Origin of the sequence: Paenibacillus sp. FSL R10-2736 (assembly GCF_038000245.1) — a bacterium.
GTDB classification, from domain to species: domain Bacteria; phylum Bacillota; class Bacilli; order Paenibacillales; family Paenibacillaceae; genus Paenibacillus_AQ; species Paenibacillus_AQ phytohabitans.
In genome coordinates, this window is the sequence record NZ_JBBOBN010000001.1 from 211526 (window position 1) to 238334 (window position 26809).

21 protein-coding genes and 1 pseudogene are annotated in these 26809 nt (G+C 44.5%); all 22 read left to right on the top strand.

Annotation, left to right across the window (positions count from 1 at the left end; genetic code table 11):
• Positions 1–27 precede the first annotated feature (27 nt).
• The 22 genes and pseudogenes from NSQ73_RS00845 (at position 28) to NSQ73_RS00950 (ending at position 26799) form a co-directional block, all read left to right on the top strand.
• Entirely contained in the window at positions 28–2298 is a 2271-nt protein-coding gene (locus NSQ73_RS00845) for a glycosyltransferase family 2 protein (protein ID WP_340985130.1), read from the top strand.
• Positions 2299–2423: 125 nt separating this feature from the next.
• Positions 2424–4421, top strand: coding sequence for a glucosyltransferase domain-containing protein (locus tag NSQ73_RS00850; RefSeq protein WP_340985131.1), 1998 nt, complete (start codon positions 2424–2426; stop codon positions 4419–4421).
• Between the two features lie 65 nt (positions 4422–4486).
• Complete coding sequence (locus NSQ73_RS00855) at positions 4487–4909, top strand: sugar 3,4-ketoisomerase (RefSeq protein WP_340985132.1); 423 nt, start codon at positions 4487–4489, stop codon at positions 4907–4909.
• Positions 4910–4937: 28 nt separating this feature from the next.
• Positions 4938–5945: an acyltransferase gene (locus tag NSQ73_RS00860; protein WP_340985133.1), complete on the top strand. Its 1008-nt coding sequence runs from the start codon at positions 4938–4940 to the stop codon at positions 5943–5945.
• A gap of 44 nt (positions 5946–5989) precedes the next feature.
• Positions 5990–6544, top strand: coding sequence for an acyltransferase (locus NSQ73_RS00865; RefSeq protein ID WP_340985134.1), 555 nt, complete (start codon positions 5990–5992; stop codon positions 6542–6544).
• Between the two features lie 33 nt (positions 6545–6577).
• On the top strand, positions 6578–7675 hold the full coding sequence (locus NSQ73_RS00870; protein ID WP_340985135.1) for a DegT/DnrJ/EryC1/StrS family aminotransferase: 1098 nt from the start codon (positions 6578–6580) through the stop codon (positions 7673–7675).
• A complete protein-coding gene (locus NSQ73_RS00875) occupies positions 7656–8591 on the top strand; it encodes a glycosyltransferase family 2 protein (protein WP_340985136.1) in 936 nt (311 codons plus the stop codon). The genes NSQ73_RS00870 and NSQ73_RS00875 overlap by 20 nt, the downstream gene beginning before the upstream one ends.
• On the top strand, positions 8542–8946 hold the full coding sequence (locus tag NSQ73_RS00880; protein ID WP_340985137.1) for a GtrA family protein: 405 nt from the start codon (positions 8542–8544) through the stop codon (positions 8944–8946). Before NSQ73_RS00875 ends, NSQ73_RS00880 begins: the two co-directional genes overlap by 50 nt.
• A gap of 281 nt (positions 8947–9227) precedes the next feature.
• Positions 9228–10250, top strand: coding sequence for a dTDP-glucose 4,6-dehydratase (gene rfbB / locus NSQ73_RS00885; protein WP_340985138.1), 1023 nt, complete (start codon positions 9228–9230; stop codon positions 10248–10250).
• A gap of 8 nt (positions 10251–10258) precedes the next feature.
• The gene (gene rfbD, locus NSQ73_RS00890) at positions 10259–11119 is read left to right on the top strand and encodes a dTDP-4-dehydrorhamnose reductase (protein ID WP_340989167.1); all 861 of its coding nucleotides are present in this window, start codon (positions 10259–10261) and stop codon (positions 11117–11119) included.
• Between the two features lie 438 nt (positions 11120–11557).
• Positions 11558–12571 (top strand): glycosyltransferase family 2 protein, encoded by a 1014-nt coding sequence (locus NSQ73_RS00895; RefSeq protein WP_340985139.1) that lies wholly within the window; start codon positions 11558–11560, stop codon positions 12569–12571.
• Between the two features lie 211 nt (positions 12572–12782).
• Positions 12783–12893, top strand: a pseudogene (locus NSQ73_RS00900) (transposase); the annotation flags it as partial.
• A 6-nt stretch (positions 12894–12899) separates the two neighbouring features.
• The gene (locus NSQ73_RS00905; protein WP_340985140.1) at positions 12900–13955 is read left to right on the top strand and encodes an RNA-guided endonuclease InsQ/TnpB family protein; all 1056 of its coding nucleotides are present in this window, start codon (positions 12900–12902) and stop codon (positions 13953–13955) included.
• Between the two features lie 205 nt (positions 13956–14160).
• The gene (locus tag NSQ73_RS00910; protein ID WP_047014025.1) at positions 14161–15060 is read left to right on the top strand and encodes a glycosyltransferase family 2 protein; all 900 of its coding nucleotides are present in this window, start codon (positions 14161–14163) and stop codon (positions 15058–15060) included.
• Complete coding sequence (locus NSQ73_RS00915) at positions 15057–16457, top strand: undecaprenyl-phosphate glucose phosphotransferase (protein ID WP_039307143.1); 1401 nt, start codon at positions 15057–15059, stop codon at positions 16455–16457. The genes NSQ73_RS00910 and NSQ73_RS00915 overlap by 4 nt, the downstream gene beginning before the upstream one ends.
• Before the next feature lie 123 nt (positions 16458–16580).
• Positions 16581–17447 carry a phosphatidylinositol-specific phospholipase C/glycerophosphodiester phosphodiesterase family protein gene (locus tag NSQ73_RS00920; RefSeq protein ID WP_340985141.1) on the top strand — a complete coding sequence of 289 codons (867 nt, stop codon included), beginning with the start codon at positions 16581–16583 and terminating at the stop codon, positions 17445–17447.
• Positions 17448–17665: 218 nt separating this feature from the next.
• Complete coding sequence (locus NSQ73_RS00925) at positions 17666–18382, top strand: heptaprenylglyceryl phosphate synthase (protein WP_340989169.1); 717 nt, start codon at positions 17666–17668, stop codon at positions 18380–18382.
• A gap of 36 nt (positions 18383–18418) precedes the next feature.
• On the top strand, positions 18419–20782 hold the full coding sequence (pcrA, locus tag NSQ73_RS00930) for a DNA helicase PcrA (protein ID WP_340985142.1): 2364 nt from the start codon (positions 18419–18421) through the stop codon (positions 20780–20782).
• A gap of 76 nt (positions 20783–20858) precedes the next feature.
• Entirely contained in the window at positions 20859–22871 is a 2013-nt protein-coding gene (ligA, locus tag NSQ73_RS00935) for an NAD-dependent DNA ligase LigA (protein ID WP_340985143.1), read from the top strand.
• 228 nt (positions 22872–23099) lie between these two features.
• Positions 23100–24821 (top strand): alkaline phosphatase, encoded by a 1722-nt coding sequence (locus tag NSQ73_RS00940; RefSeq protein WP_445669649.1) that lies wholly within the window; start codon positions 23100–23102, stop codon positions 24819–24821.
• 2 nt (positions 24822–24823) lie between these two features.
• A complete protein-coding gene (locus NSQ73_RS00945) occupies positions 24824–25552 on the top strand; it encodes an ABC transporter ATP-binding protein (RefSeq protein WP_340985145.1) in 729 nt (242 codons plus the stop codon).
• On the top strand, positions 25549–26799 hold the full coding sequence (locus NSQ73_RS00950) for an ABC transporter permease (protein ID WP_340985146.1): 1251 nt from the start codon (positions 25549–25551) through the stop codon (positions 26797–26799). The genes NSQ73_RS00945 and NSQ73_RS00950 overlap by 4 nt, the downstream gene beginning before the upstream one ends.
• The last annotated feature ends 10 nt before the right edge of the window (positions 26800–26809 follow it).

The window sequence follows — 26809 nt, forward strand, 5'->3', positions numbered from 1 at the left end:
AAAAGAAGTGTATCTAGGAGGATTGTTTTGAAGATTACAGATATAATTAAGCGGATTTTGACAGCGATAGCGGGTTTGTTTGGTTTTAGATCAATCATGAATCCTCTTCCATTATTTGATTTGAAAAATGAAAATGGAATATGGATCTCAATTGGTAAAGATCCGGCATTTATTTTAGAAGGGAAGTTTTATTGTGGTTGGAATATAATATCCTGGAATTCAATTAGTAGCGTTGATGCACCAGTTAAACTATATTGGGATGATGGATCAGGTTTTTCAGAGAGCAAAAGTACGAGCTTGGCTTCTATTTCTGCTGGTCAAAATAAGTACAAAGCTGTTTTTTATATTCCTATTAACACGATAAAATTGAGACTAGACCCTGGCGATAGGGAATTTGAGTTTAAAATGGAAAAGATAATGATTAAAAAAACAATGAAGCGCTATCTGGCTTTACAATCAATTCTGAATATTGTAAAACAACGTGGATTTAGTTTGGGAACAATCAAGATGTTATTTCATAAAGCACTAAATGTATATAGAACACAAGGGATAGAGGGCGTTAAACAAAAAATTAAGATTGTACAAGATAATAAATTTGATGAAAATTACAGTTATCAAATATGGCTTTCTCGTAATGCTATTACATCAACTGTAACTCAAGAAGCTAATAAAGTTATGAGGGATTTTAAATATAATCCGTTAATATCAGTTATTCTTCCTGTCTATAATGTGGATGAAGTATGGCTAAGAAAATGTATCGACTCAGTAATGGGTCAAATTTACACGAAATGGGAATTGTGCATTTCAGATGATGCCTCACCTAAAATGCATATAAAAAATGTATTAAAAGAATATGAAGAGCAAGATGCGAGGATAAAAGTTGTGTATAGGAGTACGAATGGTCATATCTCAGAAAATTCTAACTCGGCTCTTGAAATAGCCACCGGGGAATTTATTGCATTACTGGATCATGATGATGAACTAGCTTCAACTGCATTATTTGAAGTAGTGAAACTATTAAATACATATCCTGAAGCTGATATGATTTATACAGATGAAGATAAAATAGGAGTTAATGGGGAGAGACATTCTCCATATTTTAAACCGGACTGGTCGCCTGATTTAATTCTTTCTAATATGTATACTTGTCATCTAGGTATTTATCGGAAAGAAATTGTAGATCAGTTAGGTGGATTTAGGAAAGGTTATGAGGGCAGTCAAGATTACGATTTAGTATTAAGGTTTACTGAACTAACTAATCGAATACATCACTTGCCAAAAATCCTCTATCATTGGAGATCAATACCTGAATCCACTGCTTCTGGATCTGGAGCTAAGAATTATACACACTACGCTGGAATTAGGAGTTTAGAGGATGCGCTAAAAAGAAGAGAGATAGATGGCAAAGTACAAGAAATTGATGGTTATCCTAACATGTATCGAATACATTATAATTTAAGCGAAGAACCTCTTGTTTCTATAATCATCCCTACAAAAGATGGAAGTGAGATACTAGATCTTTGCTTGAAATCTATTGTTAGTAAAACCAATTATAGCAAGTATGAAATAATAATTGTTGATAATGGGAGTAAACAGGAAGAGACATTTGCCGTATTTCGAGATTGGGAACTGCGTTTAAATGGTAGACTCAGAATAATCACCTTGGATATTCCATTTAATTACTCCAAGATTAATAATGTTGCTGCTCAAGCCTCTAAAGGTTCTTTAATATTGCTACTTAATAATGATATTGAAATAATAAGCTCTAATTGGCTTGAGGAGATGGTGGGTTACGCTCTTCGAGCTAATACTGGAGCAGTTGGAGCCAAACTTTACTACCCAGATCGTACCATACAACATTCAGGTGTAATTATGGGGTTGGGTGGAATCGCTGGACATGCTTTTAGAACTTGTAATGAACTTGACCCTGGATATTTCGGTATGTTGTTAACAAATAGGAATTGTTCAGTAGTAACAGCTGCTTGTTTAATGGTGAGAAAAGAAGTGTTTAATGAAGTTGGTGGCCTCGAAGAAGATCTTGCAGTAGCATTTAACGATGTAGACTTTTGTCTGAAATTAATTGATAAAGGATATTATAATGTCTGCCTAAATAATGTTAGTTTGTATCATCACGAATCAAAAACTAGAGGTGCTGAAGATACTACTGAGAAAAAGGCGAGATTTATGCAAGAAATTGAGTATATGTTAGAAAAATGGCCTGAACTTATTAAGGCTGACCCCTTTTATAATATAAATCTTTCATTAGAGAGTGATAAATCGTATTTATTGAAGATATAGCTAGTAATATAGTTCTGAGTAGATCTATGAGATGACCGGGATGGGTGGAAAAGAGGAATTCTCTTTTTATTTGGTAATTTAAAGGGGTTAGAGGGATGAGGCTTTATAAGGATACAGTAAATACAATGAAAGAAGAATTATCTTTGTTTTATTCATATATAAAAGTAAATAAAGTTCTATATGGTTTTTTATTTTTTGTAGCGATTTGGGCTTACGGTTTTCCCTTAACTCAATTTACGCTTTCATTAGATGAGGAAAACGCATTATTTCGTGATTTTGGTGCTTCTGTATCTATTTGGAGCTCTCAGGGGCGTTTTGGAATATCAATATTAAAGCTTGTATTTCATAATTGGCAAAGTAATTCCATTACAGCTAGTTTATTGGCTGTTACTGGACTAGTCTTTACCAGTATAATATGGGCTTATGCTTTAAGTAGTTGCCTCATCACTAAGGACAAATCTACTAAATTGGATTGGCCAGGATTAGGACTGGCGTTGGTGTTTCTTACCTTCCCTGCACATTCCGAAAACGTAGGATTTTCTATAATGAGTTTTGAGCTTGGTATAGGATGGATAATGGTTTCTCTGGCCTCATTAATGGTTGCAAAATGGGCAATTATGAAAAAAAATATTAGCTATATGTTAATTGCTCTTTTATTACTTATCTTTGCGATTTCGATATATCAAGCTTTTATGCCAGTGTTTATTTGTGCAGTGATCTTAATTACAATTATGCATTTGATTAACTTACAGAACTCGAGTATTAATGTAAATCTAAAAGATACTGTAGTAGTGGTTTTGAAATATATATTAGTAGCATTTCTAAGTTTGGTTATTTACAAAATAATAGATATTTTCATTTCTTTGTTTATACCAAAGTCAGATTATGTGGATGGGTTTTTCCTCTGGGGAAAAGAAAACTCTGTGATTGTAGTTGAAACTCTAATAGAGAATTTTAAAAAACTCATTCTTGGTGACGTTATTATTGGCAGTAATATTATACTGCCTAGCATCATTCTGAGTGTCTTAATTCTGCTTTTCTTTATATTCAGGGCTCTTAAGAATAACAATACAACAACTACTGCATGGATAATAGCCGCTCTATTGGTGGCATTCATAATGTCACCTTTTTTAATGTCTATAATCTTAGGATCACCCATGCCAATAAGAACTAGCTTTGTTTTGGCTTTGTTTGTATCATCGATTTGGTATTTACTTTACATGCTTACTAAGAAGAGGCTTATACGTAACCTAATTATTTTAGTTTTTGTTATTACAACTATCTATCAGTCTCAATCAATGAGCCAACTATATTATAGTGATTATAATAGATATCAAGATGATATAAAAATTGCTAACCAAATCGGAACTAGAATACTAGAACTTGATTTAGGAGAGAAGCCTTCTAAACCTGTTGTTTTTTTGGGAAGTCATGCACAGTTACCAAGAGAAAATATTATGAAACAAGAGATTTTAGGGTTTTCCTTTTTTGAGTGGTTTGGAGGGGATAAAGATAGAATAGGTAATTTTATGAGTTCTTTAGGGTACAAATATAAGATTCCAACTGAAATTGAAAGAGAGAAGGCGATTAAGTTAGCTGAATTAATGCCTGCGTGGCCATATAAAGGTTCTGTGGCATTAGTCGATGACTTAATAATCGTTAATCTATCAGATAATCCTGAAAAATACGGATTGAATTTAATAAATGATGAGAATAAATCTATGTCTCAATATAAGAAAATTGAAAGTGTAAAGTTAGATAAGGAGAATATTGATTTTTTTTCTGACTTGGTTATAGAAAATGCAGAAAGTGATAGTTATATTTTGAAGGCTGGGAATATTGATCCTTATATATCAATATCACTTGCAGAAAAATTAGAAAAGGATTCTTTTGAACATATATCCTTTACTATAGAGTCTAATGTCGAAGGTGACATGCAATTATTTTTACTTCAAGAAAATGAGTCCTATAGTGAAAAGTATAGTGGGGTTATTAAATTAAAAAAAGGGATGAACAAGATAATTTGTGAAAGACAACAGTTTATGAATAATCTTATATCTCTTCGAATAGATCCTCCTGCCTTATCAGTTATTAAAATTAAGGAAATATCTTTTTTTAAATGATTAGCATAATCAGTTAGTAGGATTTGGTTTTCTATATTATGAATTAAATCACGAGGAGATACGAGATGAAATTGGATGGAAATGAGAAGGAAAGTTCAATTATAGAAAGTAGTGCTCTTGGAGATGAAAGAGGATATCTAACTGTTATAGAAGGGCAAAATACCGTTCCGTTCGACATTAAGAGAGTATTTTATATTTATGGAACTTTACCTGATATACGCCGAGGATTTCACGCTCATTATAAAACTAGACAAGCGCTAATAAGTGTATCAGGGAACTGTAAAGTTTATTTAGATAATACGAAAAGAAAAATGGACGTTTTGCTAGATTCACCTACAAAAATGCTCATTCTGGAACCTAATGATTGGCACGAAATGTATGACTTCTCTCCGGATTGCGTATTACTAGTTCTAGCATCTCATTTATATGATTCAGAAGATTACATTCGTGATTACGATAAATTCATAAAAGTGTATTCGCAAAGATAGCGTATTTATAAGTCAGAAAAGAGGTCAGATGGTGCAGTTAAGATGGATCAATTTTTTAAAGGGTACAGCTATGCTTGCAGTTGTTTTTGATCATTTATACGGGTTGGTCTATATAAATACCTTTGTTCATAGTTTAACGATTTACTCAGTCACTTTATTTATTATTTTGGCCGGTTTTACTTCGTCTATATCTATGGGGAGATCGAAGTTGCCGATTAGATCGTATATCTATAAAAGGGTGGCTTCAATTGTTGTCCCATATTTGATTGCAACTTTGGTTTATCATTTGTATTCCAATAAGTTTTATTTTGATTTTAATATTTTTAAAAATCAGGTTATAATGTTCAATGCTTCAGCCCCTTTTTACTTTGTTTTATTTTTCCTCCAACTAATAGTTGTTTCACCAATCCTTTTTAGATTGTTTCAAGGGCGGACATTCTATCAGCAGTTAGTGGCTTTGATTTTCATATATATGATTAGTTTTTATTTTACTCATTTCACAAGCATTTCTAATTACTATGGAGGGGCTAGTAGAGTTTTAGGGGGATCATATTTATTTTGTTTCTGTCTTGGGATTTTTCTGCAATTAATTTCAACCAGTCCGCCTAGTTTTCTGAAGGGAAGATTTCAATATGGGATAAAGGAACTTGCAGGAGGGCTGGTAGCTTCCTTGTTTGCATTATTCGTATACTTAAATAATCATTTGTTAGACAAGAGTTGGGCGAACCCTCCTAATAAAAGTACGTTAGTCTATACACTTATAATAGCGGCTATTTTATTTTTCATTTTTCAAATTGCTGAAAAAAAATTTAATCGGTTGTCAATAATTTTCAGACCAATAGAATTAATTGGTGGTAATTCCCTTTATGTATTTCTATATCATTCATTATTTATCTACTATGGACAAAAAATAGGATTACTGACGATTAATTTAGGGAAAATATTATTTCCAATATTCTGCTTGGTGTGTAGCGTATTGATTGGCATAGTTACTACTAAGTGTAAGACAATAATAAAGTCCCGTAGTGTGAAATAAATAAAATTAACTCGTGATTAATAATATTGGAAGGTGTAGAGTGAATGAAAAAGTATTTTAGTCATCCACAAGCCATTGTGGAGTCAGAGAATATTGGTGCGAATACTCGTATTTGGGCCTTTGCTCATATTTTACCTGGAGCCGTTCTAGGTGAGGATTGTAACGTAAATGACCATACTTTTGTTGAAAACGATGTGATTATAGGAAATAACGTTACTGTTAAATCAGGAGTCTATATTTGGGATGGTGTTAGAATACAAGACAATGTTTTTATCGGACCCAATGTTACTTTTACTAATGATCTAAGGCCCCGCTCCAAACAGTACCCAAGTACATTTCTAAAAACTATTCTTGAAGAATGGGTTTCGATAGGTGCAAATGCAACTATAATCGCTGGCAACACTATTGGTAAGTATGCTATGGTGGGGGCTGGTTCGCTGGTAACTAAAAATATCCCTAATAATACGCTTTGGTATGGGAATCCGGCAAAATTTAAAGGATACATTTGTAACTGTGGGGAGAAATTGAATCAACAATTCTCTTGCTTAGTATGCGGGAAGCAATACTCTTTAAAGGAAGACAATATTATTGAAAACTAATAAACTACTTGAAAATAGAATAGGTGGGTTAAAATGATCCCTTTTCTTGATTTGAAAAAGATTAATCTGCGTCATGAAGAAGCGATATTAGATTGTGTTCATAAGGTTCTGCACTCTGGATGGTACATTCTGGGGGAGGAAGTCAAAGCATTTGAAGCGGAATTTGCTGATTATTGTGGAACTAAATATGCTCTGGGAGTAGCCAACGGATTAGATGCTTTGGAATTAATCATGAGAGCATACGATATTGGTCCTGGGGATGAAGTAATTGTACCCTCCAATACTTATATTGCATCCATATTATCTATATCTGCAAATGGGGCAACACCTGTGTTAATAGAGCCTAACTTACTGACATACAATTTGGATCCTTACAAAATAGAAGAAAGTATAACTCCTAATACCAAAGCGATTTTAGTGGTTCATCTTTATGGCCAAGCATGTAATATGGGACCTATTAAAAAAATTGCAGAAAAATATAGTTTAAAGATAATTGAAGATTGTGCTCAAGCTCATGGTGCTGTTTATGCTGAACGGAAAGTTGGAGATTTAGGAGATGCTGCAGCATTTAGTTTCTATCCAGGTAAAAACCTGGGTGCCTTAGGAGATGCCGGGGCGATTACGACTAATGATGAAAACTTGTATAAAGATCTTCACGCTCTAAGAAATTATGGATCACAAAAGAAATACGAAAATCTATTTAAAGGATATAATAGCAGATTAGATGAATTTCAAGCTCCTATTTTGAGTATGAAATTAAAATATCTTGATCAAGATAATGACTATAGAAGAATGATTGCAATGTATTATTTGAATAATATCAATAATGAGCATATTGTATTACCAACCGTCGAAGAAGGACCGTTATCACATGTTTGGCATGTTTTCGTTGTAAGGACCTCCTTGAGAAGTCAATTTATTGAATATATGACCAAAAACGAAATTCAGACAATGGTTCATTACCCGATTCCTCCCCATAAACAAGAGGCTTATAAAGAATGGAATGAAATGGTGTTCCCTATATCCGAAAAAATCCATTCTGAGATTGTGAGCCTCCCAATAAGTCCTGTGATGGACATGGATGATGTGAAAAGAATTGTGGAGGTTGTAAATGAGTACAGACCGGATTAAATTATCGATTGTTGTACCTGTATACTATAACGAATTAAACATCCCACATACTATCCCACGATTGCAGGAATTAGAGAATATTATACCAGATTGTGATTTTGAGTTTGTTTTTGTCGACGATGGTTCGAAGGATAAATCATTTCCGCTACTGATGGAAGCGAAAAAGCAAGATCCGCGAATAAAAGTCATTAAGTTAAGTCGTAATTTTGGTTCAATGTCTGCGATACAGGCCGGGTTAAATTACACTACTGGAGATTGTGTAGGTATCATTGCGGCCGATTTACAAGACCCTCCAGAATTGTTCAAGGAGATGATAGAACATTGGAGGTTGGGTACAAAGGTTGTTCTTGCCACAAGAGAAGATAGGGAAGAATCATTCTCTCAAAAAATGTTTTCTAATACCTATTATTATTTGTTAGAGAAATTTGCTTTGAAAGGATACCCAAAGGGTGGATTTGACTTTTTGTTAATAGATAAACAGGTTGTTCATGAAGTAGTTAAGATTCATGAGAAAAACACTAATATTATGAGTCTTATATATTGGCTTGGTCATGATCAAGTGCAGATCCCTTATGTAAGGCAGGAAAGAAAACTAGGCAAATCCAAGTGGACGCTTTCAAAAAAAATCAAACTTTTTATTGATTCTTTTGTAAGCTTCTCATATTCTCCAATCCGTTTTATGTCCTTTATAGGTGTTATGACAGCCATTTTAAGTTTTTTATATGGGGTTTTTGTAATAATAGGCACTTTGTCTGGGTTTATTGAGCTTCAAGGGTGGACTACAATTATTGCCTTAATTACTTTTTTGTTGGGAATTATTATGATCATGTTGGGGATTATAGGTGAATATCTTTGGAGGATACTAGATGAGAGCAGAGAGCGGCCGTCCTACGTTATTGACCAAACTTTTGAATAAAGAATTCTTGAAATTTGTCATAAGTGGAGGGATTAATACATTAGCTACATATTTAATGTATTTACTGCTGCTACTATTCTTTAATTATTCTTTGTCTTATACAGTTTCTTATGTTTCAGGAATATTTCTTTCCTATTACTTAAATACAGTTTTTGTATTCAAAGAAAAAGTTTCACTTAAAAAATTTCTTAAATTCCCTATTGTGTATTTGATACAGTATTTAGTTAATATATTAATGTTGTATGTTTTAGTAGAACATGTACATTTATCTACCGGAATTGTACCATTAATTGTTATAGTAATAACTATTCCAATTACCTATACCCTTTCTAAGCTTATTATAAAAACCAAATAAATAAGGGGAGGCACTTCAAGATATGAAAGTCGCCCCAATCCAAGTCTTTTACAAAGTAGACGAACACTATTCCCCTGAGCCTGGCCGCGGCATACTATGGAATGTCAGGACCTGTGTTTGCCAGTCCTGCAACAAACTCAGTGTTGTCTGGCAGAGAACAGCGTTCATCCGTTGTTAAAGGATATAGAACTGAATTTTGATTAATACATATAATTGATAACTACATCCAATACGGATATGAAGGTATTAATTATTACTACTAATAAAAGGTGGGTACACAAATGAAACTCCTCATTACCGGCGGAGCCGGCTTTATCGGCAGCAACTTCGTAATATACATGCTGCAGCAACATCCTAATTACCAGATCGTCAACGTGGATGCGTTGACTTACGCAGGTAATCTGGAGAACCTGAAATCAATCGAGAATCATCCGAACTATACATTTGTCAAAGCAGACATTACCGATGTAGCGGCGATGGATGCGTTGATCGGCGACAGTGTGGATGTCGTGGTTAACTTCGCTGCTGAGTCTCACGTGGACCGGAGTATTCTGGAGCCGGAAGTGTTTGTGAAGACGAATGTGCTGGGTACTCAAGTGCTGCTGGATGCAGCCAAGAAATACAGTGTAACTAAATTCGTGCAAGTATCCACGGATGAAGTCTATGGATCGCTTGGCGCTACAGGTCTCTTCACTGAAGAAACACCGCTGACACCGAACAGTCCTTATTCCGCGAGCAAAGCGGGCGGGGATTTGCTTGTGCGTGCTTACCACGAGACCTTTGGATTGCCGGTTAACATTACGCGTTGCTCCAATAACTACGGTCCTTATCAGTTCCCGGAAAAGCTGATTCCGCTGATGATCTCCCGTGCACTGGCTGATCAGGCGCTTCCTGTATATGGTGACGGAATGAATATCCGTGACTGGCTGTATGTTGAGGATCACTGCAGTGCGATTGATCTGGTTATTCATGAAGGTGTGAATGGCGAAGTATATAACATTGGCGGCAATAATGAGCGGACGAATGTGCATATCGTGAATACCGTGTTACAGGAACTAGGCAAACCGGATTCGCTGATTTCTTATGTTCAGGACCGTCCTGGACATGACCGCCGTTACGGTATAGATCCGACTAAGATCACGAATGAGCTGGGATGGAAGCCAAAGCATACGTTCGAAACTGGCATTAAGGAAACCATTCAGTGGTATTTGAATAACAAAGAATGGTGGACCCGCATTCAGTCGGGAGAATACCAGAAGTATGCCGAACTTCAGTACGGCAGCCGTCTGGGGGATTCACTGTAATGGCGAAGATGAAAGTGTTCGTTACAGGTTCAGGCGGACAACTGGGGCAAGATCTTATGCTCTTGCTTCAAGGTCAGGATTATGAGGTTCTGGGCTGTGACCGTCAGGAGATGGATATTACTGATATGGACCAGTGCCAGGAGGTCATCGGCGCTTTCGCTCCTGATGCTGTTATTCATTGTGCAGCCCATACTGCGGTTGATGTGGCAGAGACTGATGTTGATGCAGCGTACCTGATTAATGCTACAGGAAGCCGGAATGTGGCTCTTGCTGCAGAGAAGGCTGGTGCTAAGCTGGTCTATATCAGCACGGATTATGTGTTCGATGGCATGGGGGTTCAGCCTTACCATGAATATGATAATACAGACCCTAAGAGTATCTACGGTAAGTCTAAACGGGCTGGAGAGATCCTGGTCCAGTCTTTATCGTCTAAATTCTTTATCGTACGTACCTCTTGGGTCTATGGCAAATACGGCAATAACTTTGTGAAAACCATGCTGAAGCTGGGGCAGGAAAAGCCGTTGCTGCAGGTTGTAGATGACCAGAAGGGCTCACCTACCTATACGGTGGACTTGGCAAGATTCTTGCTTGAGCTTATCCAGACTGAAAAGTATGGAGTGTACCATGCCTCGAACACTGATTCTTGCACCTGGTATGAATTCACCCAGGCAATCTTTGCGGAAGCAGAGGATATCCTGGGGCTGAAATTCACAGCGAAGCTTGAGCCGTGTGCTACCGAACAGTTTCCACGACCAGCGCCGCGCCCGCGTAACTCGGTGATGGAGCATCTGGCCATCCGTACCAACGGGTTCCAGGACATCCGCCCATGGCGGGAAGGTTTGAGAGACTTTTTGCTGGAGCTTAAGTAACCACTGGCGCGGGATTTGCAGAAATAAATAACTAACTATATAAGACGCATTAAAAAATAAACAAAAAGCGAAAGAAGCGGAGGACAAATTTGGAACTGTAGGAGCGGTAGCGACCGCCTTTGTCACCGGATTTCTACCGCGAATAGCGGATCAAGAAATATGGGACAACAGCGGCCGGAAGTCCAAATGTTCACCGCAGTGACGACTAAGCTTCAAGTTCAAATTAAAAGTGAGTCTTATATAGCAACTAATGAAACTCCTGATCGCTTATGCGGTAAGGAGTTTTTTGCTGTCTGTGACAATATAGCAATAGGGTTGAACCACAATAACTATGTAACTAACATTACCTTTTACTGTGCTTAACATAGCCTGTCAACCTTCTTTTCGCTATAATAGATATAGATTTCCCAATAAAGAACCAGGAATTCGAGGTCACTCATGAACCCTAAAACAGTCAGTGTACATATCGTTACCTATAACAGCGCAGATGACATCATTGAATGCTTGTCGGCTGTGCTGGCTCAGGATTATCCGGTCAAAAAAATTGTCATAGTGGACAACGCTTCAACGGATGGTTCGGCGGATAAAGTCAGAGCGTTCTATCACCAGCTGCATTCTAACTCAGCTAAAGTAGTCTCAGCAGACTCTCAGGCACCCAGCTCTGCAGGAAGCACTATCCGGACGCCGTCGCTTGTCCTTCTTGAAAATGAACACAACACCGGCTTTGCCCCCGCGCACAATCAGGCTATCGCCGGTACAAATACAGACTATGTACTGGTACTGAATCCCGATCTCACGTTGGCTCCGGACTATATATCCAGACTAGTCGCCCGTTTTGAAGTCAATCCTCAGATCGGCAGTGCCACAGGCAAACTGTTGCTGAGGGCGGATCATTCGCTTGTTGACAGCACGGGGCTACGGATGAATAAAGCCCGCCGGGCGTTTGACCGGGGAGCAGGAGAGTCTGCGGGCCTGTGGAACGAGTCCGGTGTTGTATTCGGCGTATCCGGTGCAGCAGCGATGTACTCCCGGCGGATGATTGAGGATACTAGCGTCGAAGGCGAGTTTTTTGATGCGGACTTTTTTGCCTATAAGGAAGATGTGGATGTAGCCTGGCGCGCCGGGTTGTTTGGGTGGCAGGCCTACTATGATGCGGAAGCTATAGGCTACCACGAACGGGGCTGGAAAACATCAGGACGGAGCGGCAAGGCGATGTTCATCAAGCGGATCTCATATATCAATCGTTATAAAATGATCTATAAGAACGAGTCTTCCCGCAGGCTGTTGCTCACCCTCCTCTATTCTCTGCCTTACGAGATCGCAGCACATGGGTACTCACTATTGAAAGAACCTAAGTTAATGGGAGCCTGGTCATCTTTCTTGGCACAGAGAGCTAACCTGAAACGTAAGCGCCGCTATATTCAGGAGAAGGCTAAGCGCCAGGGGAAATGAGGCAACGAACTATTATGAATTATACTCAGCTTTGTAAAAACCTCCCTGAATAGGCTCAGCCTATCAGTGAGGTTTTTGTGTTATAATTGTCGATAGATTACAAGCTTTTTTAAGTGAGAAAGCCCATTCCTTGAGATATGGGATGATAGCGGAATTGGATCAGGTGTGTCAGTGCTCCAACATTTATTGATGTTTATGTCTCAATTAACATTTAGCTCATTTGCCCTCGCTTTGGACACGTTCATACTTTGTGAGTGCCACAGGAAATGTGTCTAGTGAAACGATTAAAAGATATGTTGAACATCAAAAGATAAGGGGGTGAAAACTTATGCAGTCTGTCACCATAAAGATAAGATTCTTTCCAAGTAACTCCATCGAATTAAAATCCTTAAGTAGAGAATATATTCGAGTTATTAATTTATTAACAGAACAAGCAGAACAAGAAATTTCTTTCCCTAAGCTCACAACAAAACATGTAGAAGCTAAACTTCCTTCCGCTGTACTTAATCAAGCGATTCGTGATGCTAAAAGCATATTTAAGAAAGTCAGGAAGGATAGGAAGCGTCCAATATTAAAGAAACCAACCTACTATATCAACAATCAAAACTATTCCATTGGTGATTCCTCCATTGCCTTTCCTATAATCGTAAACAACAAAGTGAAGAAGACGATATTTCCTGCGCTTATAACGGAAAGAGATAAGCAATTTCTCCAAAACGCAAAATGTGGTCTGATGCGAATCGTTGAGAAATCAGGAAAATGGTTTGCGCAGGTTTCACTTGAAGTTCCCACAGAGTTAACAACAGGTGAACATGTAATGGGTATTGATCTAGGATTAAAAGTCCCTGCCGTGGCAGTTACTGGCGAAGGGAAGACGAGATTTTTGGGAAATGGTAGAGAGAACAAATATAGGAAACGCAAATTTCGTAGTGAACGAAAAGTATTAGGAAAGAAGAAAAAGCTACGTGCGATTCGTAGGCTTGATAATAAAGAACAAAGATGGATGAAAGATAAGGACCACAAAGTAAGTAGACAAATTATCAAATTTGCCATTGAGAATCAAGTGTCTATCATTCACTTAGAGAAGCTAACGAACATTAGAAAAACGACAAGAACAAGTCGTAAAAACGAAAAGAACTTGCACACATGGTCATTCTATCGCTTAGCACAATTCATTGAATACAAAGCAAACATGGCAGGTATAAAAGTGGAATATGTAGATCCTGCGTATACATCCCAAAAATGTCCATCTTGCTCTGCGCTAAATAAAGCGAGTGATAGAAAATATTCATGTGTATGTGGTTTTCATACACATCGTGATAAAGTCGGTGCGATAAATATTATTCACGCACCTGTGATTGGTGGTAATAGCCAATCAGCCTAAGATGCTATACGCACTGTCTTAGGAGGGCTAACGGCATAGCCTCAACTTAAGGTCAAACTCCGATAGTAGAAATACACTTCGGTTTAATCACTTAAGAATCCCATTGAGTTCATTGTGGGAGTGTCAATATATTTGTCAGGAGAGTACAGCAGTGAATGTAGATGTTAGTATAATCATTCTTAATTACAACACATGCCGCCTGACGATGGACTGTCTGAGGTCGGTATATGACTCCGAGACCCGCTACTCCTATGAAATTATTTTAATAGATAATAACTCCCATGATCACTCGGTAGAGACGATAAGCAAGGAATTCCCGGATGTGCTGCTGATTGCCAATTCGGAGAATGTAGGGTTTGCCAAGGGTAATAATCAGGGGATGGAAGCTGCCTCAGGGCGATATGTATTATTGCTGAACTCAGATACAGTGGTCCGTAAGGATACGCTGGAGACGATGGTTGCTTTTATGGACAGCCGTCCGGATCTGGGGGCTTCTGGCTGTAAGGTGATACTGCCGGATGGTTCGCTGGATAAGGCCTGTAAAAGAGGATTCCCGACACCATCCGCTTCCTTCTATTATGCTTTTGGCTTCAGTAAGCTGTTTCCGGACCGTCCAAGGTTCAACGGCTATCAGCTGGGTTATCTGGACCCCGATGACTCCTACCCGGTAGATTGTCTGGTGGGAGCGTTCATGCTGCTGCGGCGGGAGACCATCGAGCAGGTGGGCGGACTGGATGAGACGTTCTTTATGTATGGAGAGGATCTGGACTGGTGTTACCGGATCAAAGCGGCCGGCTGGGGGATTTATTACTATCCGCAGACATCGATCGTGCATCTCAAAGGTGGCAGTGCGCGCCGCAGACCGTTTAAGATCGTGTACGAATTTCACCGGGCGATGATTTTATTCCATAAGAAGCATTATAGCAGGCGGTACAACAGTATGATAAACGGAGCGGTATATGCGGGAGTCGGCGTCAAGTTCACGCTTTCGCTGCTGCGCAATGCGCTGATTGCTCCACGCAAGGTTCCAACACCAGCACAGAGTCTGACTGTCCCCGGGGAAGCCGGTTTACGCAATGAATCGAATGCTGAGGTGAGATTATGATCCGCCGTAATCAAAAGTTTCTAACACAGTTATATATGGTTGCCGATTTCCTGGTCATTCAAGTGGCCTTTCTGGCTGCCTGGTGGCTGAAGTTCAAAAGCGGTTTGCTGGAATCCTACAGGACTCTTCCTGTAGAGTCTTATGCTTACTGGAGTATTATCTACGGAGCCATCGCTATTCTGATCGGAATTGTGCTTCAATTGTATTTGCCGAAGCGCAAGAAACGGTTCATTGACGAATTCATCAAAATCTTTCAGGTTCACGCCATGGGTATCTTCATTCTGCTCGGCCTGATGTTCTTCCTGAAGGAGATTGACGTCTCCCGTCAATATCTCGCTATATATATGGGCTTCAATATTCTTTCCATTATGCTGTACCGTTATGTGCTGAAGAAGATGCTGAAATCGCTGCGTGAAAAAGGGTTCAACCGCCAGTTTGTACTGATTCTCGGTGCAGGTACGCTGGGCAAAAGATTCTATAACAATCTGGAGCAGTATCCTGAATTGGGTTATGAGGCTATAGGCTTCCTGGATGATTTTCATGAATGGGATGGTCTTGAGGAACAACGGTATAAGCCGATTCTCGGCACCGTGGATCAGTTGGAAGGCATGCTGGAGATGCTGCCGGTCGATGAGGTGATTCTGGCGCTTCCGCTGGATGCCCATTCGAAATATCCGACCATTATCGCTACCTGCGAGAAGGCGGGTGTACGGACGCTGATTATCCCTGATTTCTTCGACTACCTGCCGGCCCGTCCTTACTTCGATAACTTCGCGGGGATGCCGATGATTAACGTACGCGACATTCCGCTGGATATGGCCGGGAACAAAATGGCGAAGCGGGCGTTTGATCTGGTATTTTCCCTGTTCGCCATTATTATGTTGTCTCCTGTAATGCTGATTGTAGCGCTGGGTGTGCGCCTAACCTCGCCCGGACCTATTATTTTCAAGCAGGAGCGTGTAGGACTTAACCGCCGTAACTTCATGATGTACAAGTTCCGTTCGATGAAGATGCAGACAGACGGTGAAGTGGATACGGGATGGAGTACGCGTGAAGATCCGCGCCGCACACGTTTTGGGACATTTATCCGCCGGACCAGTCTGGATGAGCTGCCGCAATTTTTCAATGTGCTGTTTGGCCAGATGAGTGTGGTCGGTCCTCGTCCGGAGCGCCCGTACTTTGTAGAGCAGTTCCGCGGTGAGATTCCGAAGTATATGGTGAAGCACCATGTGCGTCCGGGGATTACCGGCTGGGCTCAGAGTAACGGTCTGCGCGGGGACACGTCGATTGAGGACCGGATCAAACATGACATTTTCTATATCGAGAACTGGTCACTATTGTTCGACATCCGGATCATCGCCAAAACCATCCGCAACGGCTTCAAGAACGCTTATTAATGGACCGGTCTCATACTATATTATTCCATAGAAACGGTTGCCGACCCTCCCCGGAGGAAGACACAGCCGTTTCTTCTTGTTTTCAGGCCAACTACTCTAACACTTGCAAAGGAACCTGCCATCATGGATAGAAAAAAGATTATCGCCTCCGTCATTATGATCGGAGCTATTGCACTCCTGCTTGTACTCACACTTGGGGAAAAAGAGAAACAGCCCGCTACCGGCTTTGCAGCCCATAGAATTGTAGCTCACGCTATGGGAGGGATTCATAACTATACGTATACGAATACACTGGATGCTTTTATCGCTAACTATGAGCAGGGAACCCGGGTTTTTGAGGCGGATCTGCTGCTGACTAGTGATGATAAGCTGGTGGCCCGGCATGAATGGACTGCCAATATGAGCAAACTGCTGGGCCAGCAGAATGTTCTTCCCGCGGCGAAGCAAGGGGCTGTGCTGAACTATGAGGATGTCATGAGCAGCCCGGTTCTAGAACTCTACTCCCCGCTGGATATTGAGAAGATCATGGACTTGATGGTGATCTATCCGGATGCCTACATTGTAACGGACACGAAAGAGCTGGAACCGGAGCGGGTAACGAAACAATTTCAGCTTATTGTGGAAGCGGCAGAGAAGAAGGACCCTGCCCTGCTGCAGCGGATTGTTCCGCAGATTTACAGCCGGGATATGCTGGATGTGGTGAACCGGGTGTACGCTTTTCCTGAAGTGATCTTTACGCTGTATCAGACGCAAGACAGTGATGAGGTGGTCATTGATTTCGCCAGTCAAACCGGAGTGGACATCACAATGCCGACGGTAAGAGCTACCAAAAGCTTCGTAAGGAAGCTGAAGAATGCCGGGGCAAGAGTCTATGTGCATACGGTGAATGACGAGAAAGAAATTTCGGAGCTGTCCCGGATGGGAGTCGACGGATTCTATACCGATTTTGTCTCTGAGGACGACTTAAGCCGGATCAAGGGTGTCCGCTAGTAGTTGAACGTGCCGGCTTCTATACATCAAAAGCTTATACTCTAAAAACACGAAAAAATGTTCGCATTTTTGTTCGCTTTAAATTGACACCCGCCTTCGTGCTGACTTAGACTAGAGATACGGCTTTTGCGTGTGCAGGAGTATATTTGTTGTTTTGAAATACTGGGAAATAGAGTATTCACTTAGATGAACATTGAGGATGGACGATAATGAATGGAATGCGGCAAATGATCAAGCCGTGGCGGCATGTGTTCAAGCTGGACCCGGACCGTGAGCTTGGTGACGAGGAACTCGCTGCTGTCTGTCTCTCGGGAACCGATGCGATACTGGTAGGCGGCTCCACTGGCGTGACTTATGAGAATACGGTGAGTCTTCTCTCGAGAATCCGGCAGTATGATTTGCCTTGTGCGCTGGAGGTGTCGGATCTCGAAGCCGCTGTGCCCGGATTCGATCTGTATATGATTCCCATGGTGCTCAACACTGCCGATACCTCATGGATTCTTGGCCATCACCGCCGGGCAATTGAACGTTTCGGCAGTCTGATTCCATGGGAATTGCTGCTGACTGAGGGCTATATTGTGCTCAATGGCGATTCATCCGTAGCGCGGCTTACAGGAGCAGACCACTCGCTTAGCGCAGACGGGGCAGCGGCTTATGCACAGATTGCGGACAAGCTGATGAATCTGCCGGTGGTTTATCTGGAGTACAGCGGAAGGTTCGGAGATATGGAGACTGTGCGTGAGGTCAGGGCAATGGTCGAGCACAGCCAGCTTTTTTATGGAGGCGGTATTACAGGTGAGGAAGAAGCCATGCAGGCAGCTGCTCTATGTGATACAGTAGTGGTCGGCAATATTATTTACTATGATGTGGAGCAGGCGCTGCTGACCGTTCAGGCAGTGAGAAATACGCAGCAGCTGGACCGGGAGAACTTATAAATTTCAAGCTTATATTCAGAAAGGAGCATGTCACACATGCAACTTGTTAACATACAAGACGCCGTAAGCCGGCTGAACCCCCCGCAGCGTCAGGCTGTAGAAGCTACCGAAGGGCCTTTATTGATCATGGCCGGAGCGGGCAGCGGTAAGACCCGCGTGCTTACCCACCGGATCGCCTGGCTGATTGCGAACCGCAAGGCACCGCCTTGGGCGATTCTGGCGATTACTTTTACGAACAAGGCCGCCCGGGAGATGCAGGATCGTGTCTCCAAGCTGGTAGGGACGGAGGGCCGGGATATTTGGGTATCCACCTTCCACTCGATGTGTGTGCGGATCCTGCGGAAGGATATTGAGCGAATCGGCTTCACTTCGAACTTCTCCATTCTGGATTCGACGGACCAGTTATCCGTTATCCGCAATTGTATGAAGGATCTGGACATTGATACCAAGAAATTCGAGCCGAAGGCCATTCAGGCTGTGATCAGTACGAACAAGAATGAGCTGATTACACCGGCGCAGTATGAGCAGAAGATCGGCGATTATTTCGAAGGCCTTGTGGCCAAAGTGTATACCAAGTACCAGCAACGGCTGAGAAGCAATAACTCGCTGGATTTTGATGACCTCATCATGAAGACGATCCAATTGTTCAAGGAAGTTCCTGAGGTATTGGATTTCTACCAGAAGAAGTTCAAATATATTCATGTCGATGAGTATCAGGATACGAACCGGGCGCAGTATATGCTCTGCAAGATGCTGGCCGAGGGCCATCACCGGATCTGCGTAGTCGGGGACAGTGACCAGTCGATCTACCGCTGGCGCGGGGCGGATATTTCGAACATCCTTAACTTCGAAGAAGACTATCCGGAAGCCAAAACCATCCTGCTGGAGCAGAATTACCGTTCAACCTCCAATATTCTGAACGCAGCCAATGGTGTTATCGCACTCAATACCGGACGCAAGCCGAAGAAGCTGTGGACCGATTCGGATGAAGGCGCGAAGATCAAGGTGTTTCGCGGTGACTCCGAGCATGATGAAGGATACTTCGTCACCGGAGAGATCAGCAAGAATGTGAAGCAGGGCCAGGCGTACCAGAACCATGCGATTCTGTACCGTACGAACGCCCAGTCCCGTGTAATAGAAGAAATTCTGATCAAATCGGATATCCCGTACCAGATTGTCGGCGGGATCAAGTTCTACGACCGCAAAGAAATCAAGGATCTGCTGGCGTATCTGCGCCTGCTCTCCAATCCTGATGATGATATCAGCCTGACGCGGATTATCAATGTTCCCAAGCGTGGCCTCGGGGATACGACTGTCGGTAAATTGGCGGCAGCAGCGGCTTCCCAGGGTGTATCGATCTTCCGTGCGCTGCAGACGGTGGATGATTTGGGCTTTGCCGGCCGGACGCGTAATACGCTGGTGGAGTTCTATGATATGATCGAAGCCCTGCACCGCATGGTGGAATTCCTCTCGGTGACTGAGCTGACAGAGAAGATTCTTGAACTGTCCCAGTACCGACTGGAGCTGCAGAATGAGAATACTCTTGAATCCCGTTCCCGGCTGGAAAATATCGATGAATTCCTGTCCGTAACGATGGAATTCGAGAAGAACAACGAGGATAAGTCGCTGGTCTCCTTCCTGACGGATCTGGCGCTGATCGCTGACATAGACAGCGTGAATGACGAAGAAGAGCGCAGCGATGCTGTCGTGCTGATGACAATGCACAGCGCGAAGGGGCTGGAGTTCCCGACCGTCTTCATCATCGGGATGGAAGAGGGAGTGTTCCCGCACAGCCGTGCCTTCCAGGACAATGACGAACTGGAAGAGGAACGCCGGCTGGCGTATGTGGGCATTACCCGTGCGGAGAAGCAGCTGTTCCTCAGCTGTGCACGGATGCGCACGCTGTTCGGGCGGACGACCGCGAATGCGCCGTCCCGCTTCCTGGAGGAGATTCCGGAGGAGCTGAAGGAAGACACCGCGCGGGAATCGGACCGCTTCCGGCGCGGAGGCGCGGAGGTTGGCGGTGCTTACGGCGGCCGCGGCTTCGGTGGAGGCGGAGGCAGCCGCGGGAACTTCGGCAGCCGCACCGCTGCTGCCGGGAATGCGCCGGCAGGCGGCGGGGCCGCCAGCTTCGGCAGCGGCAGCTCGGCGAGCGCGGTGCCGGGCGCGGGCCGTGTCGTAGTGACGACCGGAGGCGCGCAGAACGCTCCGGGAGCAGGGGCCGCAGCGTCCGCAGGCTTCAAGGCGGGCGACAAGGTCTCCCACGGCAAATGGGGCATAGGCACCGTTGTGGCCGTGAAGGGCAGCGGCAACGATACGGAGCTGCAGATTGCCTTCCCGGCGCCGGTGGGCGTGAAGCGGCTGCTGGCCGGCTTTGCACCGATCACCAAAGTTGAATAAAGCAAGCTGCGATTAACGATTGTGTTTTTGGATCACGCTAACCGTAGGAAACCTATTTGACGGAGGGATGTGCCGGATGGATATTATGTTCACGATGGAAGAGCTCGTAGCCGAGCTGAATCAATATAACTATCATTACTATACAATGGATGCGCCGCAGATCAGCGACAAGGAATATGATGCGCTCTATGACAAGCTGGTGGCGCTGGAAGCGGAGAGCGGAATTGTACTGCCGCATTCTCCAACCCAGCGGGTGGGCGGGGAACTGCTGAAGGGCTTCACGCCACACCGCCATCTGGCACCACTGTGGAGTCTCGACAAGGCGCAGAATATTGAACAGCTGCGGACCTGGAACGCCCGTGTGCTGAAGCTGGTGAATGACTACAACACCAAGAATCCGGAGAATCCTCTGCCTGACCCGTGTTATGCGGTGGAGCTGAAGTTTGACGGCTTAACGCTGAACCTGACCTACCGTGACGGCGTACTTGTCCAGGCGGCAACACGGGGCAACGGCGTAACAGGCGAAGGTATCCTTGCTCAGGTGAAGACGATCAAATCCGTTCCTTTGAACATCCCGTTCAAGGAAGGTTTGATCGAAGTGCAGGGCGAGGGGATCATGAACCTGTCTGTACTGGCAGATTATAATACACGCGCTTCGGAGCCGCTCAAGAATGCGCGCAACGGTGCAGCCGGTGCACTGCGCAACCTGAATCCGAAGATGACTGCAGACCGCAGACTGAATGCCTTCTTTTATAATGTGGGGTACTCGGAGGGCGTGCAGTTTGCCGATCATCAGGAGATGATGGATTTCCTGCGCAGCAACCGGTTCAAGGTCAACCCGTATCTCAATTACTTCAGTAATTTCGATGACGTTACCGAGCAGCTGGCGGAGATCGAAGAGAGCCGTTCCGGCCTCGATTATCTGATTGACGGGGCAGTCATCAAGGTGACTGATTTCCGGATCCGCGAAGCGCTGGGCTACACGGATAAGTTCCCGCGCTGGGCGGTCGCCTATAAATTCGAAGCGGAAGAAACCACGACGATTCTGGAGTCGGTCAGCTGGAACGTAGGCCGTACAGGCAAAGTAACTCCGCTGGCGCGCGTAGAGGCTGTGGAGCTGGCCGGTGTTACCGTACAGAATTGCACACTTAACAATGTGGGCGACATTGAACGGAAGAATCTGAAGTTTGCACTGGGCACACGGGTGTTCATCCGCCGCTCCAATGATGTAATCCCGGAGATTCTGGGCAAGGTGACAGAAGAGAGTGACGGCGGGGAGATTATTTTCCCTGAGAATTGTCCGGCCTGCGGCTTCCCGCTGGAGATGCGCGGTGCACATCTGTTCTGTAATAACAAGCTGGACTGCAAGCCGCAGATTGTCAGCCGGATTACGCATTTTGCGTCTAGAGATGCCATGGATATTGAGACATTCAGTGAGAAGACGGCTGCTCAGCTGCATGAAGAGCTTAGTGTACGTGAGCCGGCCGATCTATATGAATTGACCTTCGAGCAGCTGGTGAAGCTGGACCGTTTCGGGGAGAAGAAGGCGGATAATCTGCTCCAAGCACTGGAAGAGAGCAAAGGGCGGGATCTGGCTTCCTTCCTGTATGCCCTAGGCATTCCGAATACCGGAAAGGCAACCACCAGAATGCTGGCTGACCACTACCGCAGTCTGGAAGCTGTAATGTCCGCGACAGCGGAGGAACTGGCTGGTCTGCCGGATATCGGCGGGATTGTGGCGGAGAGCATCGTGAATTATTTTGCCGACCCGTTCGTGGTGGTAAGCATTAACCGCATGCTGGCGCTGGGTGTCGAGGCTAAGGCGCCGGAAGCTCCGCGTGTAGTCAGTACCAATACCTTCTTTAGCGGCAAAACAGTCGTGTTGACCGGTTCCCTGCAAAAAATGACCCGTGAAGAGGCGGCTGAACGACTGGAGGCGCTTGGTGCCAAGGTGTCCGGCAGTGTCTCCAAGAAAACCGATCTCGTCATTGCCGGCGAGAAGGCAGGCAGTAAGCTGGCCAAAGCACAGCAACTCGGTATTCAGGTCATTGAAGATGAAGATGAACTGATCCGGCTTCTGGAGATGTAGGCAAGTTGACATTCAAAAATAGCCAGTTAAATCAATAGAGTCCTGTAATCATTCGCTTTGCAGCGAAGGTTGCAGGGCTTTTTTCTGTGTGGAAGAATTCCGGATAAACGTTATAGCAATATATGAATAACTGATAATTTAATACAATTCCTTAGTTGTTTTGACAATTGGATTACCTTTCCCAGGTATGCTTGGGTAAGAATCACCATAATGAGGAAGGGGTATATGATGAAGAAGCTAATGAAGGGCATTGTCTTTGGAGGATTGGCTGCAGCAGTAGTTTCGGGGGCGACGTTCGCAGGAGCAGCGCAGAGTGCAACGGGTACAGCGGGAGCTGCAAAAGCCCAGTCCAAAAATCTTATCGTTCTGATTGGCGACGGCATGGGTCCGGCCCAAATTTCTGCGGCCAGATATTTTCAACAATACACCAAGAGTGTCAATCATCTGAACCTCGATCCTTACTACGTTGGACAAGCAACTACATATGCAGACCGCGGTGAGGATGGCGGGAAAATCGTGTCCGGGATCGTCACAGACTCGGCTTCTGCCGGTACTGCATTTGCTACAGGCCATAAAACTTACAATGCAGGCATCAGCGTCTCCAACGAGGACGTATCTAAACCGTTTGCTTCTATTATAGAAGCAGCTGAGAGCAGCGGTAAAGCCACCGGCCTTGTGACCACCGCACGGATTACTCATGCTACACCAGCCGTCTATGCCTCCCATGTACGCAACCGCGATAATGAGTCAGCAATTGCTTCGCAGTATCTGGAGAGCGGCGTGGATGTTCTCATGGGTGGGGGCAAGCAGTTTTTTGTAACTAAGGATCAGAAGGGGAAGCGTACAGACAAGAACCTCCTGCCTGATTTCCAGGCGAAGGGATACACTGTGGTTGAGAATACTTCAGCCCTAAATGCGCTCACCTCCAAAAACACCAAGGTTCTGGGCCTGTTCGGCAGCTCGCATGTTGCCTATGTCCCGGACCGGACTGCGGAAATTCCGAGTCTGGCGGCGATGACCTCTAAAGCGCTGAATATTTTGTCTACGGATAAAGACGGATTTGTCATGATGATTGAAGGCGGGCGTATCGACCATGCCGGCCATGCCAACGATCTGCCGACGCTTGTTCAGGAAGCGCTCGACTTTGATGCTGCATTCAAGACTGCCATTGAGTTTGCAAAGAAAAACGGCAATACTTCCGTGGTAGTTACGGCAGACCATGAAACAGGCGGTTTATCTCTATCACGCGACAATATTTACGAAATCAACATTGATCTGTGGAACAAGCAGAAACATTCCTCCGAAAGCCTGGCAGCAGATCTTGAAGCAGCGCAGACACCCGAAGAGATCCGCAGTATTGTAACGGCCAATACATGGATTACCGATCTTTCCGAAGAGGAAGTTACCCAGATCATGAATGGCGATGGCTCCTCTTACAAACGTGAAGGTGCGTATAATGCGGTGATTTCCAAGCGTCTGCTGGTAGGCTGGTCTGGTCACGGACACTCGGCCGTGGATGTTGGGGTCTGGGCTTATGGTCCAATTGCGGACAAGGTGAAGGGTCAGGTAGACAACACGCAGATCGCAACAGCAGGAGCAGGTATACTGGGGCTTGATTTGAATAAGCGTTCAGCAGAACTGCAGTCCAAATATGTGTATCCGAAGTTTAAGATCAGCCGCGACAATGAGGTGCTCTACCCGGCAGAGGCTTTGGCCAAAGCACTTGGAGGAACTTACAAAGGGGATACAGCCGCTGCTAAGCTGACTTTGGCGAAGAATACGATTGATGTTAACCTGACGGATAAGGCAGCCAAGCTGAACGGCAAGGCAGCATCGTACACAGTAGATATTGATAATGGCGTATTGTACCTGCCGCTTAGTGCATTCAACCAGCTAAAGGGCACAACCTTAACTTGGGATGCTTTGTCTGAACGTATTATATTGAGATAGGAGTGGCCTTATTGCTCCAAATTCGGGATTTGAAAAAACAGTTCAAAGTGGACGGAAGATTTGTGCCGATTCTGGATATCCCCCAGTGGTATGTTGAAAAAGGAGAACACGTAGCCATTACCGGACCCAGCGGGTCCGGTAAAAGCACGTTCCTGCATTTAATCAGCGGAATTATGAGTGCGGACAGCGGCGGGATTGTTGTGGACGGCCAGCCGCTTCACAATATGACAGAGTCGAAGCGTGATGCTTTCCGTGCTTCTGCTATCGGCTATGTATTGCAGGACTTTCATCTGCTTCCTGCGCTGACAGCCAGGCAGAATGTCGAGATTGCTATGACCTCGCGGCTTCCGCATAAGGAGAGAAAGCAGATTGTTGACAGCTTGCTGGAACAGGTGGGCCTGGCGGACCGCAGCAAGCATCTTCCTTCCCAGCTGTCGCGCGGACAACAACAGCGGGTTGCGATTGTAAGGGCATTAGTGAATCAGCCGCCGCTGCTGTTGGCTGATGAGCCTACGGGCAGCTTGGATTGGGAGACTGCAGATGAGATTTCCTCGCTTTTGCTGGACCTTAGTATGACTCACGGCCATACCTTAATCGTTGTAACACATGATCTCAATATGGCGGACCGCTTCCCGCGCTGTCTGAACATTCAGGAGATTAATAAAGTGCACCGGGATGCACTGCCTAAGCAACAGGGCCCTCTCGGGAAACGGGAAAAGGTGACGTTATGAGTCTGTTTAGACTGACCCTCCGCAACGTGCTGCACCGGCGGTTTCTGTCCTTACTTACCGTATGTGCAGTGGCTATCACCGTTGGCTTTATCGTTCTGCTGACACTATCCCGCGAGAGTGTGGAGCAGGGGGCGAAGAAAGGCTATGGGCCATTCGACCTTGTTATAGGAGCGGCAGGCAGCGAGACTCAGCTGGTGCTCAATACTTTTTATCATATCGGTGCGCCGACGGGGAACATTCCGCTTGCTGTTCTGGATCAAGCGAAGCAGGATCCGTCTGTCGATGTAGCCTTTGCGATGACAACGGGAGATAACTTCAAGGGTTACCCGATTGTCGGGCTGGATCCGGGTTATTTCTTTACCCGTTATGGAGACACCAGACTGGAGGAAGGTGCAATGTATGCCCATACCGGTGACACCATAGTAGGCTCTTATGTTGCCCGGTCTTTGGGACTAACAGTAGGAGATACCTTTTCGGGTGCGCATGGTCTTGTGCAGGACGAAGGTCACGCGGGGGCAGAAGCAGAGCATGAGGAGGAACATGGAGCTGAGGAACCGTCCGGGCATTCGGCGGATGAAGAACACGCTCACGACAGCTTCCGCTATACCGTAGCAGGCATTCTCCCTGAACTCCACACCCCGGATGACCGTGCGGTGTTTACGACTGTTGACTACGCTTGGGCGGTGCATGAACTTGGGGCTGAAGACAGGGAGATTACTGCTGTGCTGGTCAAACCCTCCAGCCTGCTTGGAGCCCATGATCTGAAGCAGACGCTTGACGGCAGTAATGGGGTTCACGCGGTTTATACAAGCAAGGCCGTCTCCGATGTGCTGAATGCGGTAGATCAGGGCTCCCGGCTGCTCGGTGTATTGACGGCTATTTGCGTGCTGCTCGCCGGCATTGCCATTTTATTATCCATGGTTGCAGCTGCCTCTGAGCGGACCAAGGATGTGGGGATTTTACGACTTCTCGGAAAATCAAGGGTTTATGTATGGCTGACCTTAACGACTGAAGGCCTGCTCGTGACGGTAACCGGACTGATCACCGGTCTGTTGCTGGGTCATCTCGGAGCCTACCTGCTGAAGGATATGCTATTCTCGCAGGCAGGTATTCAAATAGAGTCTTTCCATTGGACGCCGGAACATTGGTATATCGTCCTTGGCGCCATTGCCATTGGTCTGCTGTCCTCACTGGGGCCGGCATTCCGGATGTACCGGATGCATCCGCTCGCCTTGTTCAAATCTTAGGAGGTATACA

Excerpts from the sequence above, each read along its gene's own strand:
- NSQ73_RS00855 (WP_340985132.1), top strand. The coding sequence starts at position 4,487 with ATGAAATTGGATGGAAATGAGAAGGAAAGTTCAATTATAGAAAGTAGT.
- rfbB (WP_340985138.1), top strand. The coding sequence starts at position 9,228 with ATGAAACTCCTCATTACCGGCGGAGCCGGCTTTATCGGCAGCAACTTC.
- pcrA (WP_340985142.1), top strand. The coding sequence starts at position 18,419 with ATGCAACTTGTTAACATACAAGACGCCGTAAGCCGGCTGAACCCCCCG.
- NSQ73_RS00895 (WP_340985139.1), top strand. The coding sequence starts at position 11,558 with ATGAACCCTAAAACAGTCAGTGTACATATCGTTACCTATAACAGCGCA.
- NSQ73_RS00880 (WP_340985137.1), top strand. The coding sequence starts at position 8,542 with ATGAGAGCAGAGAGCGGCCGTCCTACGTTATTGACCAAACTTTTGAAT.
- NSQ73_RS00915 (WP_039307143.1), top strand. The coding sequence starts at position 15,057 with ATGATCCGCCGTAATCAAAAGTTTCTAACACAGTTATATATGGTTGCC.
- NSQ73_RS00940 (WP_445669649.1), top strand. The coding sequence starts at position 23,100 with ATGAAGAAGCTAATGAAGGGCATTGTCTTTGGAGGATTGGCTGCAGCA.
- rfbD (WP_340989167.1), top strand. The coding sequence starts at position 10,259 with ATGAAAGTGTTCGTTACAGGTTCAGGCGGACAACTGGGGCAAGATCTT.
- NSQ73_RS00950 (WP_340985146.1), top strand. The coding sequence starts at position 25,549 with ATGAGTCTGTTTAGACTGACCCTCCGCAACGTGCTGCACCGGCGGTTT.
- NSQ73_RS00910 (WP_047014025.1), top strand. The coding sequence starts at position 14,161 with ATGGACTGTCTGAGGTCGGTATATGACTCCGAGACCCGCTACTCCTAT.
- NSQ73_RS00860 (WP_340985133.1), top strand. The coding sequence starts at position 4,938 with ATGGTGCAGTTAAGATGGATCAATTTTTTAAAGGGTACAGCTATGCTT.
- ligA (WP_340985143.1), top strand. The coding sequence starts at position 20,859 with ATGGATATTATGTTCACGATGGAAGAGCTCGTAGCCGAGCTGAATCAA.
- NSQ73_RS00920 (WP_340985141.1), top strand. The coding sequence starts at position 16,581 with ATGGATAGAAAAAAGATTATCGCCTCCGTCATTATGATCGGAGCTATT.
- NSQ73_RS00870 (WP_340985135.1), top strand. The coding sequence starts at position 6,578 with ATGATCCCTTTTCTTGATTTGAAAAAGATTAATCTGCGTCATGAAGAA.
- NSQ73_RS00875 (WP_340985136.1), top strand. The coding sequence starts at position 7,656 with ATGAGTACAGACCGGATTAAATTATCGATTGTTGTACCTGTATACTAT.
- NSQ73_RS00865 (WP_340985134.1), top strand. The coding sequence starts at position 5,990 with ATGAAAAAGTATTTTAGTCATCCACAAGCCATTGTGGAGTCAGAGAAT.
- NSQ73_RS00905 (WP_340985140.1), top strand. The coding sequence starts at position 12,900 with ATGCAGTCTGTCACCATAAAGATAAGATTCTTTCCAAGTAACTCCATC.
- NSQ73_RS00850 (WP_340985131.1), top strand. The coding sequence starts at position 2,424 with ATGAAAGAAGAATTATCTTTGTTTTATTCATATATAAAAGTAAATAAA.
- NSQ73_RS00925 (WP_340989169.1), top strand. The coding sequence starts at position 17,666 with ATGCGGCAAATGATCAAGCCGTGGCGGCATGTGTTCAAGCTGGACCCG.